This is a genomic window from Neoaquamicrobium microcysteis, from assembly GCF_008180155.1.
Lineage (GTDB): Bacteria > Pseudomonadota > Alphaproteobacteria > Rhizobiales > Rhizobiaceae > Aerobium > Aerobium microcysteis.
The window spans coordinates 23528-39193 of sequence record NZ_VSZS01000060.1 but is presented as its reverse complement, the minus strand read 5'-3'; the positions used below and the strand labels follow the sequence as shown (position 1 = coordinate 39193).

Genomic DNA, 15666 nt, shown 5'->3' with positions numbered 1-15666 from the left:
CCGGGCGGTGCGAGCAGGGAGTGACGCCCGTGGAACCCGACATCACGATCAATGTGAACCTGCCGTCCGGCGGCGCGGCTTCGCATTCCGCCGCACAGGGCCTTGCGTCAGGCGGCGATGCGCCGCCGCCCATGGCGTTCGAGCAACTGGGCCAGACAGGCAGCGGCGGCGATGGAGCGCCCGCCCCGCAATCCGTTTCCGCACTGTCCGGCGGCTTTACCTCCGGGGACACTGCGAGCCCGCCGCCGCCGATGGCCGTCGAAAGCCTCAGCGCCGCGCAGGTCTCCGAGGCGCCCTCGCCCGAGGCGTTCGGAACCTTGCAATCGCAGGGGGCCGCTCCCGCACCGTCACTCGACCAGGTGGCCGTAGGTCAGACCGAGGCGCCCGCGCCGATGTCGCCCGACGATTTGCAGGCGCTTGACGATGAAGGCAAGGGCGGCTCCAAGAAAAAGTGAGGGGCCGACGGGCCAGACTGGTTGAAGGCAGGGTCCGGCGTCATCCGACGCCGGACCTTGAGCCTTGAAAGGACGCACAGATGCCGGATGCCGCGGTTCTGACCGATGCCGACGATGGCGGGCACGTTTCGCTGAAGGTCGGCGAGACGGTGCTTCTGGAACTGGCAGAAAACCCGACCACGGGTTTCCGCTGGGATCTCCAGCCCTTCGAGGGCTCGTGCCTGCGCGAGCACGACGACCGGTTCGAGGCGGGTGCGGGCATAGGGGCAGGCGGGTTGCGCCGGCTGCGGATCGTCGCAACGAAAGCCGGAGAAGAGGATATCAGGCTCGTACTGATACGACCGTGGGGGCCGCGCGAGCCGGCACGCGCGCTGTCGATACACGTCACCGTCAGCCCCTGATCGCCGGCTTTATCTGGAGAGATAGCCGGCGAAAAAGCCCCGTTCGCCGAAGAGCCTGTCGCGCTCCCGCCACACCGCCGGCAGCGCCAGCAGGGCGATAGAGGCGATGGCGATCACCGTTTTTGAAAGCTGCGACAGCTCGGGTGTGCGCTGGTCGACATAGTATACCGCGTAGACGATGGCGACGTGCCAGACATAGACATGCAGCGAATGACGGCCGAGAAACTGGAGGAAGCGCAGTGTGAAGACCCAGACCAGTGCGTCGGCCACACGGCGCACGACGACATTTTCATGCTTGGGCCCGGCCACCAGCAGCCACGCCATGCCGTATGCGACCGCTACGAAATTGACGAGATAGACCGGACCGAAATCGGCCCTGATCTCCATGGTGGCGAACTTGCCGATCATGAAGTCGGGCATCAGGCCCCAGGCCGTGGCGACGCGCAGCGGTACGAAGAACAGAACGATCACGAGCGCCGCCTTCGGCAGCAGCGTTCGCCTGGGTGAAAGGATGTAGGCCCAGTCGATCTTGTCCTGAGCGGTCAGGGTGCCAAGCACCAGCGCGGCAAAGAAGATCACCTGCCAGCCCATCATGTTGAAGCTGACGCGCACGCCCTGGTCGTCGCTGCCCATGAAGAACGCGTTGAGCGGTTCGGTGACGAGGGTCTGGAGGCCGAGCTGCGCTGCCATCCAAACGATGAACGATCCAAGCGCCACCTCGGCCCATTTGCCGTGCAGCACCCACCAGATCACCAGCGGCGCAAACAGCATGTAGACGGTGTATTGCGGCAGGATATCCATGAAGGTCGGCTGGAACACGAAGGTCGCGACCGCGGCCAGCCGCTTGGGATCGGCAAAACTGGTGTCGCCCAGCCAGTTCCACCACGCCTCGTAGCCACCGGGCAGGACCATGCGCGCCAGCAGCACCGCGACAACCAGGCCCATTGCGTAGCGATAGAGCTCGAATGCGCGGGAATAGACCTTCTTCGATCCTTCCCACCTGCCGTATTTCAGCATCTTTCGGGCATAGACCAGCCCGATCAGCAGGCCCGACAGGAACACGAAACCCTGCGCATCCTCGACGAAAGCGAGCTGGCGATGGTTGATCTCGACCAGCCAGTAACCGCCAACGAAAACCAGATGATTGATGAGCATGAAAACGAGAAAATACCCGCGCATGCCGTCAATGATATCGAGACGTTTCACCCGTATGCCGTTTACTTGCGCTCGCCGTCCCGCCCGGACGACGACCTTAGAAGCCGTGAGAATGGATTACCTTAAAAGGCGAACGACCGGCGTCACAAATGGTTGCCTGACGACACAAGCCGACGGTTTTACCGCAAAACCCGCACGATCACTCTCAATTTATTTCACCCCGTTACAATCCGTGTTAGGTTTCACATCCGCAGGAGGTGCGGTGAACCAAAAAAAGGGGAAAGAAATGCAGTTACCAGAATGGGTTAAGCCCGCCCTTGGCGGCGCAGCAGGAGGGGCTATAGCACTCGCAATCCTCGGATTTTCAATGGGTGGCTGGGTCACAGCGGGCACGGCCCAAACGATGGCGACCACCGCTGCCAACCAGGCGGTCGTTGCAGCACTCGTCCCGCACTGCCTGGCGCAGGCGCAAAGCGACCCCCAAGCGTCGGTCGTGCTTGCGGAACTCAAGGAAGCACGCGCCATGAACCGTCGCACGGTGATTGAAAAGGCCGGCTGGGCGACGCCGATAAACGAGGAGCGTCCCAACCGCGCATTGGCGCAGGCGTGCCAGGAGGCACTGTCCACCTGAGATTGCTTGAGGCGGTCAGCCCCCTGGGGCGGCCGCCATCTCCCGGCTGATCCGATCAGGAAGGCGCGTCGCGAACCTGATAGTCCTTGATCGCCGCGAAACGTATCTGCTTCCAGCGATCGGCCTCGTAGTTCAACCCGAATTCATGCGGGGCGAGAAAGACGGGATCGCCGTCGAGATCGCGAGCGATGTCGCCCTTGTGCGCGTCGATGAAGCGTTCGAGCTCCAGCTTCGTGTCGGCCGTTATCCAGCGGCAGATCGAGAAGCGCGCCATTTCGAAATCGACCGGCAGCCCGTATTCGACGTTCAGCCGTTCCTTCAGCACGTCGAGCTGCAGTGCGCCGACCACGCCCACCATCGCCGGCGAGCCGTCGTCGGGGATGAAGAGCTGGACGACGCCCTCCTCGGCCATCTGCTGGAGCGCCTCGCGCAGCTTCTTGGCCTTCATCGGGTCGCCGAGGCGAACGCGGCGCAGGATTTCGGGCGCGAAGTTGGGCACGCCGCGAAACAGGATGTCTTCACCCTCGGTCAGCGTGTCGCCGATACGCAGCGTGCCGTGGTTGGGGATGCCCACCACGTCGCCGGCATAGGCTTCGTCGGCGGTTATGCGCGAGCGGGCGAAGAAGAACTGCGGCGCGGACAGCGACATCTGCTTGCCGGTGCGCACCAGCTTGGCCTTCATGCCGCGCTGCAACGCGCCCGAGCACACGCGCACGAAGGCGATGCGGTCGCGATGGTTGGGGTCCATGTTGGCCTGAATCTTGAAGACGAAGGAGGTCATCTTGTCCTCCGTCGCCTGCACGGTGCGGCTGTCGGCCTCCTGCGCGCGCGGCGGCGGCGCGAATGCGCCCAGCGCCTCGATGAGATCGCGCACGCCATAATTGCGCAGGGCCGAGCCGAAATAGACCGGAGTGAGATGGCCTTCGCGAAAGGCATCGAGATCGAACGGCCGGCAGGCCTCGCGCGCCAGTTCCAGTTCCTCGATGAACTCGGCGCGCTGGTTTTCCGGCAGCAGGCCTGCCACCCGATTGGAATCCGGCCCGTTCACCTTGGTGCGCTCCGCCTCGTCATCGCCGCGCCGCACCGCGTTCTCGGCCAGATGGTAGGTACCGGCAAAGGACTTGCCCTGCCCGATCGGCCAGGTGATGGGGGCGGTGTCGAGAGCAAGCTTCTCCTCGATCTCGTCGAGAATTTCAAAGGTGTTGCGCGCCTCGCGGTCCATCTTGTTGACGAAGGTGACAATGGGGATGTCGCGCAGGCGGCAGACCTCGAACAGCTTCAGCGTGCGCGGCTCGATGCCCTTGGCCGCGTCGATGACCATGACGGCGCTGTCGACCGCCGAGAGCGTGCGGTAGGTGTCGTCGGCGAAGTCCTCGTGGCCGGGCGTGTCGAGCAGGTTGTAGACGTTGTCGCCATACTCGAACGTCATCACCGAGGTGACGACCGAGATGCCGCGCTCGCGCTCGATCTTCATCCAGTCGGAGCGCGTCTGGATCTTGTCCTTCTTGGCCTTGACCTCGCCGGCAAGCTGGATCGCACCCCCGAACAGCAGCAGCTTTTCGGTCAGCGTGGTTTTGCCCGCGTCCGGGTGGGCGATGATTGCGAATGTGCGGCGGCGCGAAACCGCGCTGCTGATCGTCTCGGCCATGAGATGAAGTCCTTCAGGATGGCGGGCTTATAGCCGCGCTTGGCCGTGCTGTCGAACCGTAATTCGCCGCGCTCAGGTCGAAAGGTCGAAGCCGCCCTCGGCCATCGATTCGCCGTTGAGCATCAGTTCCACCTTGTGAAAACCGGCATTGTGGGTGCGGGTTGAAAAGTCGCGCACCAGTTGGGAAACGGAAAGCGGCTGCACCGCCCCCGGCTCCAGCGCGAAGCTCTTCAGCTTGAACACCTTGCGCGAGGCAGCACCGTTCTTCTTGACGTAGTGCACGGCGTAGTCGGCCACGATCTGCTGGCGTTCGGAACCGGTGGAGACCACGCGCGCGGAAACCGTCAGCCTGTCGCCAAGCCTGAGCTGCGCCGGCGAAACGCTGAACCCGTCGATGTGGGCCTGCGCCTTGCCGGTTGCGCCCACCAGCGCCAGCGCGGCCGGATCGCCCTTCTTGATGAGCGTCCGAAGCGCGTGCTTCACGATCCACGCCGTATGCGTGTCGTCACGCGGCCACGGAGCCAGCCGCTCCACCAGCCAGGCCGGATGATCCTTGGAGATGTCGTTCAGATGGTTGGCGACCGACTTGCGCACATAAAGGCTCGGGTCTCCCCTCAGAGCATCGAGGATCGGCCATGTCAGCGACGGATCGGCGACGGCCTCGCGGAACTGGAAAGACCATGGCAGGCGCGGTCGCGAGCCTTCGCTTGCGAGCCGGCGCACATGCTCATTGTCGTCGTCCGCCCATTTGCGCATGACGGCCAGGGTGCGTGCCGGATCGCGCTTGAGAAAATCGCGGATCGCGAACTCGCCAGACCCGTAGCGGGTAAACAGGTGCAGCGCCCGCATCGAACGGTCGAAGTCGTCCATGCCTCGCAGCACCACGAATTCGCAAAGCGTGATCGAGGCAAAGCCATGCCGGATGGACGGCGCGAGCGCGGCGAGGATGTCCAGCGCCTGTTCGTAGTCGTCCGGCAGCGTCGCGTCGAAAGCGTCAGCCGCCAAGCGCATGCGCTGCATGATGCCTAGATCGTCAAGCCCTTGGGTCGCCAGCGCGAAGAACCGCTCGGCATCGAAGCGCGGCCAGACCGCCTTCGTCTGGTCGGCGAACGCGCGCAGGCGGGCCCTGTCGAAGATTTCCTTCAGCGCGGCGGGGGATTGCTCTTCCGGCAAGCGGCACCTCTCGAGTCGGGCTTTGCCGGACAATAGCCGCGAGCCCTGACAGGCGCTGTCAGGAGTGTCGCAAAATCCACGCAAATCCTACCCGAAGACGGACCAGCCCATGCGCTCGGCCAGCTGCTCTAGTGCCAGCGTGCCCAGAAGCGAATTGCCGTTTTCGTCGAGGCCGGGCGACCACACGGCGATGGAGGCGAGACCCGGAGCAATGGCGAGGATGCCGCCGCCCACGCCGCTCTTGGCCGGCAGGCCGACCCGGAACGCGAAATCGCCCGATCCGTCATATTGCCCGCAGGTCAGCATCAGCGAATTGACGCGGCGCGCGCGGACGCTTTCATCTTCCAGCGGCTTTTCGCCGCCATCCATCAGATAGCGCCCGGCAAGCGCAAGCTGCCGGCAGGTCAGGGCGATGGCGCACTGGCTGACATAGGGCTTCATCACCGCATCGACCTCATGATTGAGGTTGCCGAAGAACTTGCACATGTTGGCCATGGCGCGGTTGTTGAAGCCGCCCGACGATTCCTTGTCGAATATCGTGCGATCGACCTTTATCTCCTCGCCGATCTCGGCAGCCAGGAAGTCGCGCACGGTCTTGTGCGTCTCGTCCTTCGCCGCAATGTCGAGAAGCATGTCCACGACGACGATGGCGCCGGGATTGATGAAGGGATTGCGCGGCTTGCCCTTGTGGCGCTCCAGATCGACGATGGAGTTGAACGGATCGCCCGAAGGCTCGCGACCGACGCGCTTCCACACATCGTCACCGAATGCGCGCAACGCCAGGGTCAGCGCGAACACCTTGGAGATGCTCTGGATGGGGAACGGGGTTTCGGCGTCGCCACCCATGACCATGCCGCCATCATGCGTGGCCACCGCGATGCCGAACCGGTCGGTCTCGATGTCGGCCAGACCTTCGATGTGGTCCGCCGCCTTGCCGAACCGCTCGATCACGCCCATGCGACCGACGACCTCCTCTACGGCGGCCTCCAGTTCCTTGGTGTCGATCTTGACGCTGCGTTTCGCCATGTGCTTCTCCGCCCTTGCCTCTCGATTGGTCGGGAGCGCAACGCGTGGAGCCGGGTTTCGATCCCGTCAGCCGGCCATCGCCATCGGGGCTGCGGCGGGCTCGAAGGCGCGAACGCTCATGGTCTCGTGCGTCATCGTCACGAGACTGCCGGGCGGAACGGCCTGCCAATCCTGCCCCTCGCGGTCGAAGGGCTCGGAGACGAGGCAGCGGCCGGGCCCGTTGCGGAACGCGCCGGCATAAAGCGTCGGCGCGGTGCCCAGCGTCGAGTAGCGCACCGCGAACAGGCGCTCGCCATCGGCAAAGGCCGCGGTAAGTTTAAGCGCCGGTTCGATGCCGGCGCGCTGCGACGCGGCGATCACCCGCGACACCGCTCTCGACGCCGCGGCGTGCGGATCGCGATCAAGCCCTTCAGCAAGCATGAGGAAAAAGAAAAGCTCGGAATCGGTAGCGCCGTGAAGCCCGGCGTAGAGCTCGTCGGAAAGGCTTTCCTCCAGCCTGCGGCGAATGGCTTCAAAGCCACCGATCTGGCCGTTATGCATAAACGACCAGCGGCCCCACACGAAGGGATGACAGTTGTCTCGGCTGGTGGCGCCGCCGGTGGAGGCGCGCACATGGGCGAGAAACAGGCCGGAGCGGATTTGCCGGCACAGGCTTTTGAGGTTGCAGTCCGACCATGCCGGCAGCACGTCGCGGTAGAGGCCGGGTTCGGCCCTGTCGCCATACCAGGCGACCCCGAAGCCGTCGCCATTGGTCGCTGTCTTGGCTTCCAGTGCGCAGTGGCTCTGGGCGATCAGCGAATGGCAGGGAGCGGTGACGATGTCTTCGAGAAAGACCGGTTCACCGAGATAGGCCGCCCATCGGCACATCGTTCTTGCTCCCCCTCTTGTGCGTCCGCTCGTAGAGTTCGCGGACGATCCTCGACGCCGTAGTTTCGAACAGAAACGGCAAGAAAGCGTGAACGATGGCAGCACCCGCCGCCATCAGCAGACGCGAGGCAAACCAGGCCGCAAAGGCCATATGGCCGAAATAGCTTTCGCCCACGGTTTCGGGATGGGAGGTGAAGAGCTTTGCGATGCGCGCTGCCATGGTTGTCCCCGTTGTCTTGTCTCAGGCCGATTGGATCACATCTTAGCCCGGAAACAGTGGTAAAAATCCCAAAGTGTTCTTGCCGTTGCAGCATTGATGGGACATTGTCTCACGATGAAGCATGAAATCGATACGATAGACCGTCGATTGCTGGCAGAACTGCAACGCGATGCCACCCTGACGATCGACCAGCTTTCAGACAGGCTCAATCTGTCACGCAACGCGTGCTGGCGGCGCATGCGGATTCTGGAAGAAAAAGGCGTGATTACCGCCCGCGTGGCGCTGGTCGATCCGGAAAAGCTGGGGCTCGGCCTTTCGGTCTTCATCCTGCTGCGCACCTCGCATCACGACCCGGACTGGCTGAAGCGCTTTCGGGACGCCGTCACGTCGTTTCCCGAAATAACCGGGGTCTACCGCATGTCCGGCGATCTGGACTATGTGCTGCGCGCCCGGGTGGCGGATGTGAAAGCCTATGACCGCCTCTATCAGCGGCTGATCGAGAAGGTACCGCTCGACGACGTGTCGGCCTCTTTCGTCATGGAAGAGATCAAGGATACGACAGTCATTCCGGTCGAGGTGCGCTGACATCTGAAACTGCTGGAAAGTCATCGAGCGTCGATTGACCCCCGGCCCGGGTGACGCCATAGCTTGCGCCCCATGACCAATGCTTCCCGCCTCCCTTCGCTCGGCGTCGTCCGCCTGCCGCATTCGCAGGGGCTCGACCTGCCCACCTACGAGACCGCCGGCGCGGCAGGAATGGATTTGCGCGCAGCCGTGCCGGACGACCGCCCGCTGATCCTGCTGCCGGGCAAGCGCGCCCTGGTGCCGACGGGGCTGATCCTGGAAATACCGGCCGGCTTCGAGGGCCAGGTGCGGCCGCGTTCGGGTCTCGCCTCCAAGCACGGCATCACCTGCCTCAACACCCCCGGCACGATCGACAGCGACTATCGCGGCGAAGTGAAGGTGCTGCTTTGCAATCTCGGCGAAGAGGATTTCGCGGTCACGCGCGGCATGCGCATAGCCCAGCTGGTTCTGGCTCCCGTCACCCAGTTGCAACTCGAGGAACGCGCTCTGGCCGGCGAGACGGCGCGGGGTGCGGGCGGCTTCGGCTCCACGGGCACGGCATGAGCGAGCCCAAGCCGCCACGCCTCGTCATCTTCGATTGCGACGGCGTCATCGTGAACACCGAGGAGCGTGCCAACCGCGTGCTGGCTGAATGGTTCTGCGCTGCGGGCCACGACGTCACCTATGAATACTGCCGGCGCGTCTATTCCGGCCGCAGCATGAAGAGCGTGCAGGAGGAAATCGCAAAGGCGGGCCGCGACCTAGGTTTCGATCTGACTGCCCGCTGGTATGCCTCGCTGGACGAGATCTTCGGGGCCGGCGTCGATCCGATCGCGCATATCGAGGATGTGCTCGATGCCCTGCGCGCCAACGAGGTGCCGTGGTGCGTCGCTTCCTCCGCCAAGGTCGAGAAGATGCACTTGACCCTTGGCACGACCGGCCTGCTGAAGCACTTCGGCCATGCGCTCTACAGTTCATCGATGGTGGAGCGCGGCAAGCCTTTCCCAGACCTGTTCCTCCATGCCGCGCGCGAGATGGGTTTCGAGCCCGAAGACTGCGTGGTGATCGAGGACAGCGTGCCGGGAACCCGCGCGGGCATTGCAGCCGGCATGCGCGTCTTTTCCTATCATGCCGACCCGATGTCGGATCGCGAAGCGCTCGTCGCGGCGGGCGGCGTTCCTTTCGACGACATGCGTGACCTGCCGCGCCTTCTGGGGTTCGCCTGAATAATCCGAGAAAATTCGTGAACGATTGAAGGGGTCGTGCGTTTTCTCACCGGAGCGGGGAGAAGAGGACAACAACAATGCCCGCGATAGCTGAATCACGCATCATGATCCTTGCAACGGACGGCTTCGAGCAGTCCGAACTCGAATTCCCGCTGAAGAAACTGAAGAAAGCCGGCGCCAGGGTCGATGTCGTTTCGCTCAAGGAAGGCGAGATCACAGGCTGGGAAAAGAAGGATTGGGGATCGGCCGTGAAGGTCGACCGCACGCTTAGCGATGCGAAGGTCAGCGACTATGACGCGCTGGTACTGCCGGGCGGCCAGATCAACCCCGATATACTGCGGGCCGAGAAGGCAGCCGTCAGCTTCATCCACGCCTTTCACGCAACCGGAAAGCCCGTGGCTGCCATTTGTCATGCTCCATGGCTGCTGATCGAAGCAAAGCTGGTCAAAGGCAGGCGTGCTACATCCTACCAATCGATCCGCACGGATATGGAGAATGCCGGCGCACGCTGGGAAGATTCCGAGACAGTGCGTGACGGCAACGTGATAACCGCCCGCAAGCCTGACGATCTGGAAGCGTTCACGGCAGCCATCGTGGAAGCCGTGGAGGACGGCCCCGCGCAGCGCTCAGCAGCCGAGTAACGAGGTTCGGCCGCTGAGTAGCGGATCAGTCTCGCGGCCGGGCAAGGCGGCGCAGGCGCCCGAAGGGGCTGCCGCGCCGCTTTTGCATTGGCGGGCATATGTCAGCATGCTCGTTCTGGACCAATTCGCCACCTTTGCAGCCTTAGCCCTTCGGGGGTTAACCTCCGCGCAGAGACATGCGGAGGACATGATGGACAAGGGCGAAACCTTCCGGAAACTGCACGACGGACCGGGCGCGTTCCTCATCCCCAACCCGTGGGACGTGGGAACCGCCAAGTTCCTTTCGTCACTGGGCTTCAAGGCGCTGGCGACCACAAGTGCCGGCTTTGCCTTTTCGCGTGGGTTGCCTGACGGCGGGGTGACCTTCGATGCCATGATCGAACATTGCCGCGAGCTTTCGGGCGCGGTCGCTATCCCGGTGTCGGCAGACCTCGAAAAAGGCAAGGGCGACAGCCCCGACGATGCCGCCGAGACGATCCGACGCGCGGCAGCGGCGGGGCTTGCCGGCTGTTCCATCGAGGATGCGACGGGCGATCCAGCGAAGCCGATCTACGATTTCTCGCTCGCGGTGGAGCGGGTGGCCGCAGCCGCGGAGGCCGCCCGCGCACTCAAGCACGATTTCGTTTTCACCGCCCGGGCGGAAAACTTTCTCTGGGAACGGCCCGACATGGACGACACCATCCGCAGGCTGCAAGCCTTCGAAAAGGCTGGGGCCAACGTGCTCTACGCGCCCGGCCTGTCGACCATCGAAAATGTCCGCACCGTCTGTTCCAGCGTCGGGCGACCGGTGAACGTGCTGGCGATTGCCGGCTTCGACCTCGCGTCGCTTTCGCAGGCCGGCGTAAGGCGCGTCTCGCTCGGCTCGAAACTGACTACGGCGGCTTTCGGCGCAGTTGAGGCAGCGGCGAACGAGATGCTCTCGCAAGGCACGTTCGAGTTCGCGCGACAGGCGACACCTTTCTCGCGGCTGCAGGCGCTTTTCTCAGAGGCGCGCGGATGATCGAACCATTGCGCGTCGTCGACATGCACACCGGCGGCGAACCGCTGCGCATCGTCACCGCCGGCTATCCGCCGCTGCCCACTGGCACCATCCTCGAAAAGCGTGCCTTCGTGCGCGACAATCTCGACCATTTGCGCAAGCTTTTGATGTTCGAGCCGCGCGGGCATTTCGACATGTACGGCGCGCTGCTCGTGGAGCCGGATCTGCCGGGCGCGGACCTCGCAGTGCTGTTCATGCACAATGAGGGCTATTCGACCATGTGCGGCCACGCGATCATCGCGCTGGGGCGCTATGCGGTCGATGAGGGGCTGGTCGAGAAGCAGGAGCCGTTCACGACCGTCAACATCGAATGCCCCTGTGGCATGGTGGTCGCGTCTGTCGAGGTGAAGAATGGGCGTGCGGGGGCCGTGTCGTTCGAAAGCGTACCGGCCTTCCTGTTTGCCTCCGACCAGCGCATCGAATTGGAAGGCTTCGGCGAAATCTCCTTCGACATCGCCTATGGCGGCGCTTTCTACGCGCTGGCCGATTGCCGGCAGTTCGGGCTGGAATTTGGCCGCGACCCTGCACATGCGTTCACGAGGGCCGCTACCGCGCTGACTGAACGGTTGAAGACGGAAATTCCCCTTCGCCATCCCCACCATGACGATCTCGCGTTTCTCTACGGCTCGATCCTGACTGACGGCGGCGAGGGCAAGACCGCGCCGACCAGAAACGTTTGTGTCTTCGCAGACAGTCAGGTCGACCGTTCGCCGACTGGCTCCGGCGTCACCGCGCGACTGGCCGCAATGCATGCGCGAGGCGAGGTTGGATGCGGCGAGCCAAGAAAGTTTGAGGGCATCATAGGATCGCGCTTCGAGGGCCGCGTGGAGAAGCAGGTAAAAGCCGGCACCTTCGACGCCGTAACCGTGCGCGTTTCGGGCCGCGCCTTCTACAGCGGCAGGGCCGAATTCATCGTGGAAGAAGACGACCCGCTTTCGGGTGGCTTCCTCGTGCGGTGAAGCGATAGCTGCGACCATCCGAAGGCTAGGACGAAGACCAGCGTCATCAGAACGACGATGGTCGGCGCCGGCGCGCTGTCGATGAAAAACGACAGGTAGACGCCGAAGAACGCGCAGCCGACCGCCACCGAAGTCGCTACCGCCAACATCGCCTCGAACCGCCGCGTCAGGAGAAAGGCGATCGCGCCCGGCGCAATCAGCATCGCGATCGCCATGATGATTCCAACGGCCTTCAGCGCGCCGACGATCACCAGCGAGAGCACCGCCAGCAGCCCGTAGTGATAGAACCGCACCGGCAGCCCGATCGCGCGCGCATGCTGCGCATCGAAGGCGTGGAGCAGCAGGTCGCGACGCAGAAAGCCAACGAAGCCCACTGATACGAGCGCAATCAGCCCGGTCTCGGCCACGTCGGCCCAGGTGACCCCGAGCATGTCGCCGAACAGCACGTGCAGCAGGTGCAATTCGCTCTCGATCATCGAGAACATGACGATGCCGAGGCCGAACATGCCGGAGAAGACGACGCCCATGACGGTGTCTTCCTTGACGCGGCTATTCTCCTTGAGGAAGCCGACGGTCAACGCACACACCATGCCCGCCACGAAAGCACCGACGGCGAGCGGCAGGCCGACGACATAGGCCAGAACCACGCCCGGCAGCACTGCGTGGCTGATCGCGTCGCCCATCAGCGACCAGCCCTTGAGCACCAGAAACGAGGACAAAAGGCCCATAGGGGCGGCCACCAGAACGGCGATGACGAAGGCCTGCTGCATGAACGGAAACTGGAACGGCAGAAGCAGCGTCTCGATCATCGCGCCGCCTCCAGTGCCGCGCGCGCCTGCCTTCTGGCCGCAAGCATGCCGTGCCTCGGCGCGAAGACGAACGCGGCAAGGAAGATCAGCGTCTGCAGCACGACGATGATGCCGCCGGTCGCGCCGTCGATGAAATAGCTGGCGTAAGCGCCGACGAAGCTGGTCAGCGTGCCGATGGCTACGGAAATGACGATGAGGCGGGGGAAGCGGTCGGTCAGAAGGTAGGCGGTTGCGCCGGGCGTCACCACCATTGCGATGACGAGGAACGCGCCAACGGTCTGCAGTGCGGCCACGGTGGAGGCCGACAGCAGCGTGAAGAACAGCACCCGCAGCAGGCCCGGCCGCAGACCTATGGAGCGGGCATGGTTCTCGTCGAAAAAGACGACCATCAGGTCCTTCCACTTCAGGATGAGGACGGCCAGCGACACCCCGGCGATGATGACGAGCTGGAGCGTGTCCGCCGGCGTGACGGCAAGGATGTTGCCGAGCACGATGGTCTGGATGTTCACCGAGGTCGGCGACAGGGACACCATGAAAAGGCCAATGCCGAAGAAGGAGGTGAAGATGAGGCCGATGACGGCGTCCTCGCGCAGCCGGGTCTGCGTCGTCAGGAACAGCATCGCCGCTGCGGCCAGTCCGCCGGAAAAGAACGCGCCGAAGGCAAAGGGCAGGCCAAGCATATAGGCCCCCGCCACGCCGGGAACGATGGCATGCGAAAGCGCGTCGCCGATCAGCGACCAGCCTTTGAGCATCAGATAGGCCGAAAGGAAGGCGCACACGGCCCCGACCAGTGCCGATACCCACATGGCGTTGACCATGTAACCGTAGGAGAAGGGTTCGAGCAGGAGGCTCATGATCCGCCCCTGTCCGGGTCGGCGTCCGCGGTGGCTGGGGACGGGCTGCTGGCCGATTGCGCCTGATCGCCATAGATGACGAACGGACGTTCGTCGTCGGTCAGCACGGTGACTTCGCGCGCGTCGGCGTCGTCATGGAGTGCCGAACCGCCCAGCACGAAATGGCGCAGCACGCCGCCGAATGCCGCCTCGAGATTGTTTCGGGTGAACACGTCGTGGGTAAGGCCGGCGGCGAGAACCGTGCGGTTGAGCAGGATGGCGCGGTCGCAGAACTCGGGCACGGAACCGAGATTGTGGGTTGAGACCAGCATCACCCTGCCCTCGTCGCGCAGGCTGCGCAGCAGGTCGATGATGGCTTCCTCGGTCTTTACGTCCACGCCTGTGAAGGGCTCGTCGAGCAGGATAACCTGCCCCTCCTGCGCCAGCGCGCGGGCGAGGAACACGCGCTTCTTCTGACCGCCGGAAAGCTCGCCGATCTGTCGCTTGCGGAAGCCGGACATGCCGACGCGCTCCAGCGCGGAGTCAACCATCTCGCGGTCGCGGGCCGAGGCGATGCGCAGGAAGTTCATGTGCCCGTAACGGCCCATCATCACCACGTCCTCGACGAGGATGGGGAAATCCCAGTCGACCTCCTCGGCCTGCGGCACATAGGCGACCAAGTTTCGTTTCAGCGCCGCGTCGGCCGGCTCGCCCATGATGGAGACGGACCCCGCCGCAAGCGGCACGAAACCCATGATCGCCTTGAAAAGCGTGGACTTGCCGCTGCCGTTGACGCCCACCAGCGCCGTGATCGTTCCGCGCGGGATGGCGAAGCCCGCATTCACCAGCGCGGTGTGGCCGTTGCGATAGGTGACGGTGACGTCACGCACGTCGAGGCCGGCGCTTTCGGCGCCGGCCTGACCGGGCTGCGATCTGCGTGCCTCGATGTTCACTCGGAAAGCCCCTTCGCTATCGTCTCGGTCGTCACCCTGAGAAGATGGAGATAGGTGGGGACCGGTCCGTCTTCGTCGCTGAGCGAATCCACGTAAAGCACGCCGCCATATTTCGCCCCCGTCTCGCGCGCCACCTGCTCGGCTGGATCGGCCGACACGGTGCTCTCGCTGAAGATTGCCGGGATCGCGTGCTCGCGCATCTGGTCGATGACCTTGCGTATCTGCTGGGGCGTACCCTGCGAGTCGGCGTTGATCGGCCACAGATAAAGCTCGTTGAGGCCGAAATCGCGCGCCAGGTAGGAGAACGCGCCCTCGCTGGTCACCAGCCAGCGCCGCTCTTCGGGAATGGCCGCCAGACGCTCGCGGTTGGGCGCGACGGTTGCCTCGATCTCCGCCGCATAGGCCGAGGCGTTGGCGGCGTAGATTTCGGCATTGTCGGGATCGTGCTCGGCGAATGCGGCCCGAATGTTCTCGACATAGATCAGCACGTCGGAAGGCGACATCCACGCATGCGGATTGGGCTTGCCGCTATAGGGCCCCTCGGTGATGCCCATCGGCTCGACCCCCTCACTGACGACGACGCCGGGCACGTCCCGCAGATTGCGAAAGAAGCGCTCGAACCAGAGTTCGAGGTTCAGGCCGTTCCACAGGATGAGATCGGCGTCCTGGGCCCGCAGCAAGTCGCCGGGGGTGGGCTGGTATTCGTGGATTTCGGCATTGGGGCGGGTGATCGATTCCACGTCCGCCGCGTCGCCAGCAACGTTTCGGGCGATATCGGCGATCACGGTGAAGGTGGTGACGACCTTGAGCCGCTCTTCCTGCGCTGATGCTGGCGGGACGGCGAGGCACAGGGCGAGTGCTGCGAGAAACAGTCGGAAAGGCATGAACACTCCGGTCCGGGAAGGAGACTTGCGGCGATGATGCCCCATACATAGCGACGTTCGAATACACTGTCAATGCAATTGCAAATCGTTTGCAACTGGAATGCCGTTGAGGACTATCGAGGGGCGGCGGACGGCAACGCCACGGCATCATTCTTTGCAACGCATTCGCAACTGACGCATAG

The 15666-nt window shown here is 63.9% G+C and carries 19 protein-coding genes; 9 read left to right on the top strand and 10 right to left on the bottom strand.

Annotation, left to right across the window (positions count from 1 at the left end; all coding sequences use genetic code 11):
* The first annotated feature begins 29 nt into the window (after nt 1–29).
* Nucleotides 30–455: a RodZ family helix-turn-helix domain-containing protein gene (locus FY036_RS08475; protein WP_148914286.1), complete on the top strand. Its 426-nt coding sequence runs from the start codon at nt 30–32 to the stop codon at nt 453–455.
* 80 nt (nt 456–535) lie between these two features.
* A complete protein-coding gene (locus tag FY036_RS08470) occupies nt 536–856 on the top strand; it encodes a protease inhibitor I42 family protein (protein ID WP_148914285.1) in 321 nt (106 codons plus the stop codon).
* A 9-nt stretch (nt 857–865) separates the two neighbouring features.
* On the opposite strand, the gene FY036_RS08465 is transcribed toward FY036_RS08470, so the two are convergent.
* Nucleotides 866–2062 carry an OpgC family protein gene (locus FY036_RS08465; protein ID WP_148914284.1) on the bottom strand — a complete coding sequence of 399 codons (1197 nt, stop codon included), beginning with the start codon at nt 2060–2062 and terminating at the stop codon, nt 866–868.
* A gap of 61 nt (nt 2063–2123) precedes the next feature.
* On the opposite strand from FY036_RS08465, the gene FY036_RS08460 reads away from it, so the two are divergent.
* On the top strand, nt 2124–2642 hold the full coding sequence (locus FY036_RS08460; protein WP_235897590.1) for a hypothetical protein: 519 nt from the start codon (nt 2124–2126) through the stop codon (nt 2640–2642).
* A gap of 55 nt (nt 2643–2697) precedes the next feature.
* Here the strand turns inward: FY036_RS08460 and FY036_RS08455 are convergent, their stop codons facing one another.
* From FY036_RS08455 to FY036_RS08435, 5 genes are all read right to left on the bottom strand, one after another.
* Nucleotides 2698–4290, bottom strand: a complete 1593-nt coding sequence (locus FY036_RS08455) for a peptide chain release factor 3 (RefSeq protein WP_148914283.1) — start codon at nt 4288–4290, stop codon at nt 2698–2700.
* A gap of 72 nt (nt 4291–4362) precedes the next feature.
* Nucleotides 4363–5463, bottom strand: a complete 1101-nt coding sequence (locus FY036_RS08450; protein ID WP_148914282.1) for a DNA alkylation repair protein — start codon at nt 5461–5463, stop codon at nt 4363–4365.
* 87 nt (nt 5464–5550) lie between these two features.
* The gene (locus tag FY036_RS08445) at nt 5551–6489 is read right to left on the bottom strand and encodes a glutaminase (protein ID WP_148914281.1); all 939 of its coding nucleotides are present in this window, start codon (nt 6487–6489) and stop codon (nt 5551–5553) included.
* Between the two features lie 66 nt (nt 6490–6555).
* Nucleotides 6556–7356, bottom strand: a complete 801-nt coding sequence (locus FY036_RS08440) for a class II glutamine amidotransferase (RefSeq protein ID WP_148914280.1) — start codon at nt 7354–7356, stop codon at nt 6556–6558.
* Nucleotides 7328–7576 (bottom strand): DUF6356 family protein, encoded by a 249-nt coding sequence (locus tag FY036_RS08435; RefSeq protein ID WP_148914279.1) that lies wholly within the window; start codon nt 7574–7576, stop codon nt 7328–7330. Before FY036_RS08435 ends, FY036_RS08440 begins: the two co-directional genes overlap by 29 nt.
* 114 nt (nt 7577–7690) lie before the next feature.
* Here FY036_RS08435 and FY036_RS08430 point away from each other — a divergent pair, with 114 nt between their 5' ends.
* The 6 genes from FY036_RS08430 to FY036_RS08405 all read left to right on the top strand — a co-directional run bounded on the left by FY036_RS08430 (nt 7691) and on the right by FY036_RS08405 (nt 12005).
* Nucleotides 7691–8161, top strand: coding sequence for an Lrp/AsnC family transcriptional regulator (locus tag FY036_RS08430; RefSeq protein WP_148914278.1), 471 nt, complete (start codon nt 7691–7693; stop codon nt 8159–8161).
* A gap of 72 nt (nt 8162–8233) precedes the next feature.
* Nucleotides 8234–8704 (top strand): dUTP diphosphatase, encoded by a 471-nt coding sequence (dut, locus tag FY036_RS08425; protein WP_148914277.1) that lies wholly within the window; start codon nt 8234–8236, stop codon nt 8702–8704.
* The gene (locus tag FY036_RS08420; protein ID WP_148914276.1) at nt 8701–9366 is read left to right on the top strand and encodes an HAD family hydrolase; all 666 of its coding nucleotides are present in this window, start codon (nt 8701–8703) and stop codon (nt 9364–9366) included. The genes dut and FY036_RS08420 overlap by 4 nt, the downstream gene beginning before the upstream one ends.
* Before the next feature lie 77 nt (nt 9367–9443).
* Nucleotides 9444–10007, top strand: coding sequence for a type 1 glutamine amidotransferase domain-containing protein (locus tag FY036_RS08415; protein WP_148914275.1), 564 nt, complete (start codon nt 9444–9446; stop codon nt 10005–10007).
* 190 nt (nt 10008–10197) lie between these two features.
* A complete protein-coding gene (locus FY036_RS08410; RefSeq protein ID WP_148914450.1) occupies nt 10198–11007 on the top strand; it encodes an isocitrate lyase/PEP mutase family protein in 810 nt (269 codons plus the stop codon).
* Nucleotides 11004–12005 carry a proline racemase family protein gene (locus FY036_RS08405; protein ID WP_148914274.1) on the top strand — a complete coding sequence of 334 codons (1002 nt, stop codon included), beginning with the start codon at nt 11004–11006 and terminating at the stop codon, nt 12003–12005. Before FY036_RS08410 ends, FY036_RS08405 begins: the two co-directional genes overlap by 4 nt.
* Here the strand turns inward: FY036_RS08405 and FY036_RS08400 are convergent.
* Genes FY036_RS08400 through FY036_RS08385 form a run of 4 tightly spaced genes read right to left on the bottom strand, consistent with a single transcriptional unit; the run spans nt 11936 to nt 15484 of the window.
* Nucleotides 11936–12814, bottom strand: a complete 879-nt coding sequence (locus FY036_RS08400) for a metal ABC transporter permease (RefSeq protein ID WP_148914273.1) — start codon at nt 12812–12814, stop codon at nt 11936–11938. The two genes, FY036_RS08405 and FY036_RS08400, sit on opposite strands and share 70 nt — an antisense overlap.
* Nucleotides 12811–13671, bottom strand: a complete 861-nt coding sequence (locus FY036_RS08395; RefSeq protein ID WP_328593100.1) for a metal ABC transporter permease — start codon at nt 13669–13671, stop codon at nt 12811–12813. Before FY036_RS08395 ends, FY036_RS08400 begins: the two co-directional genes overlap by 4 nt.
* Nucleotides 13665–14600: a manganese/iron ABC transporter ATP-binding protein gene (locus FY036_RS08390; protein ID WP_328593099.1), complete on the bottom strand. Its 936-nt coding sequence runs from the start codon at nt 14598–14600 to the stop codon at nt 13665–13667. The genes FY036_RS08395 and FY036_RS08390 overlap by 7 nt, the downstream gene beginning before the upstream one ends.
* On the bottom strand, nt 14597–15484 hold the full coding sequence (locus FY036_RS08385; RefSeq protein WP_148914271.1) for a metal ABC transporter substrate-binding protein: 888 nt from the start codon (nt 15482–15484) through the stop codon (nt 14597–14599). The genes FY036_RS08390 and FY036_RS08385 overlap by 4 nt, the downstream gene beginning before the upstream one ends.
* Nucleotides 15485–15666: the final 182 nt, after the last annotated feature.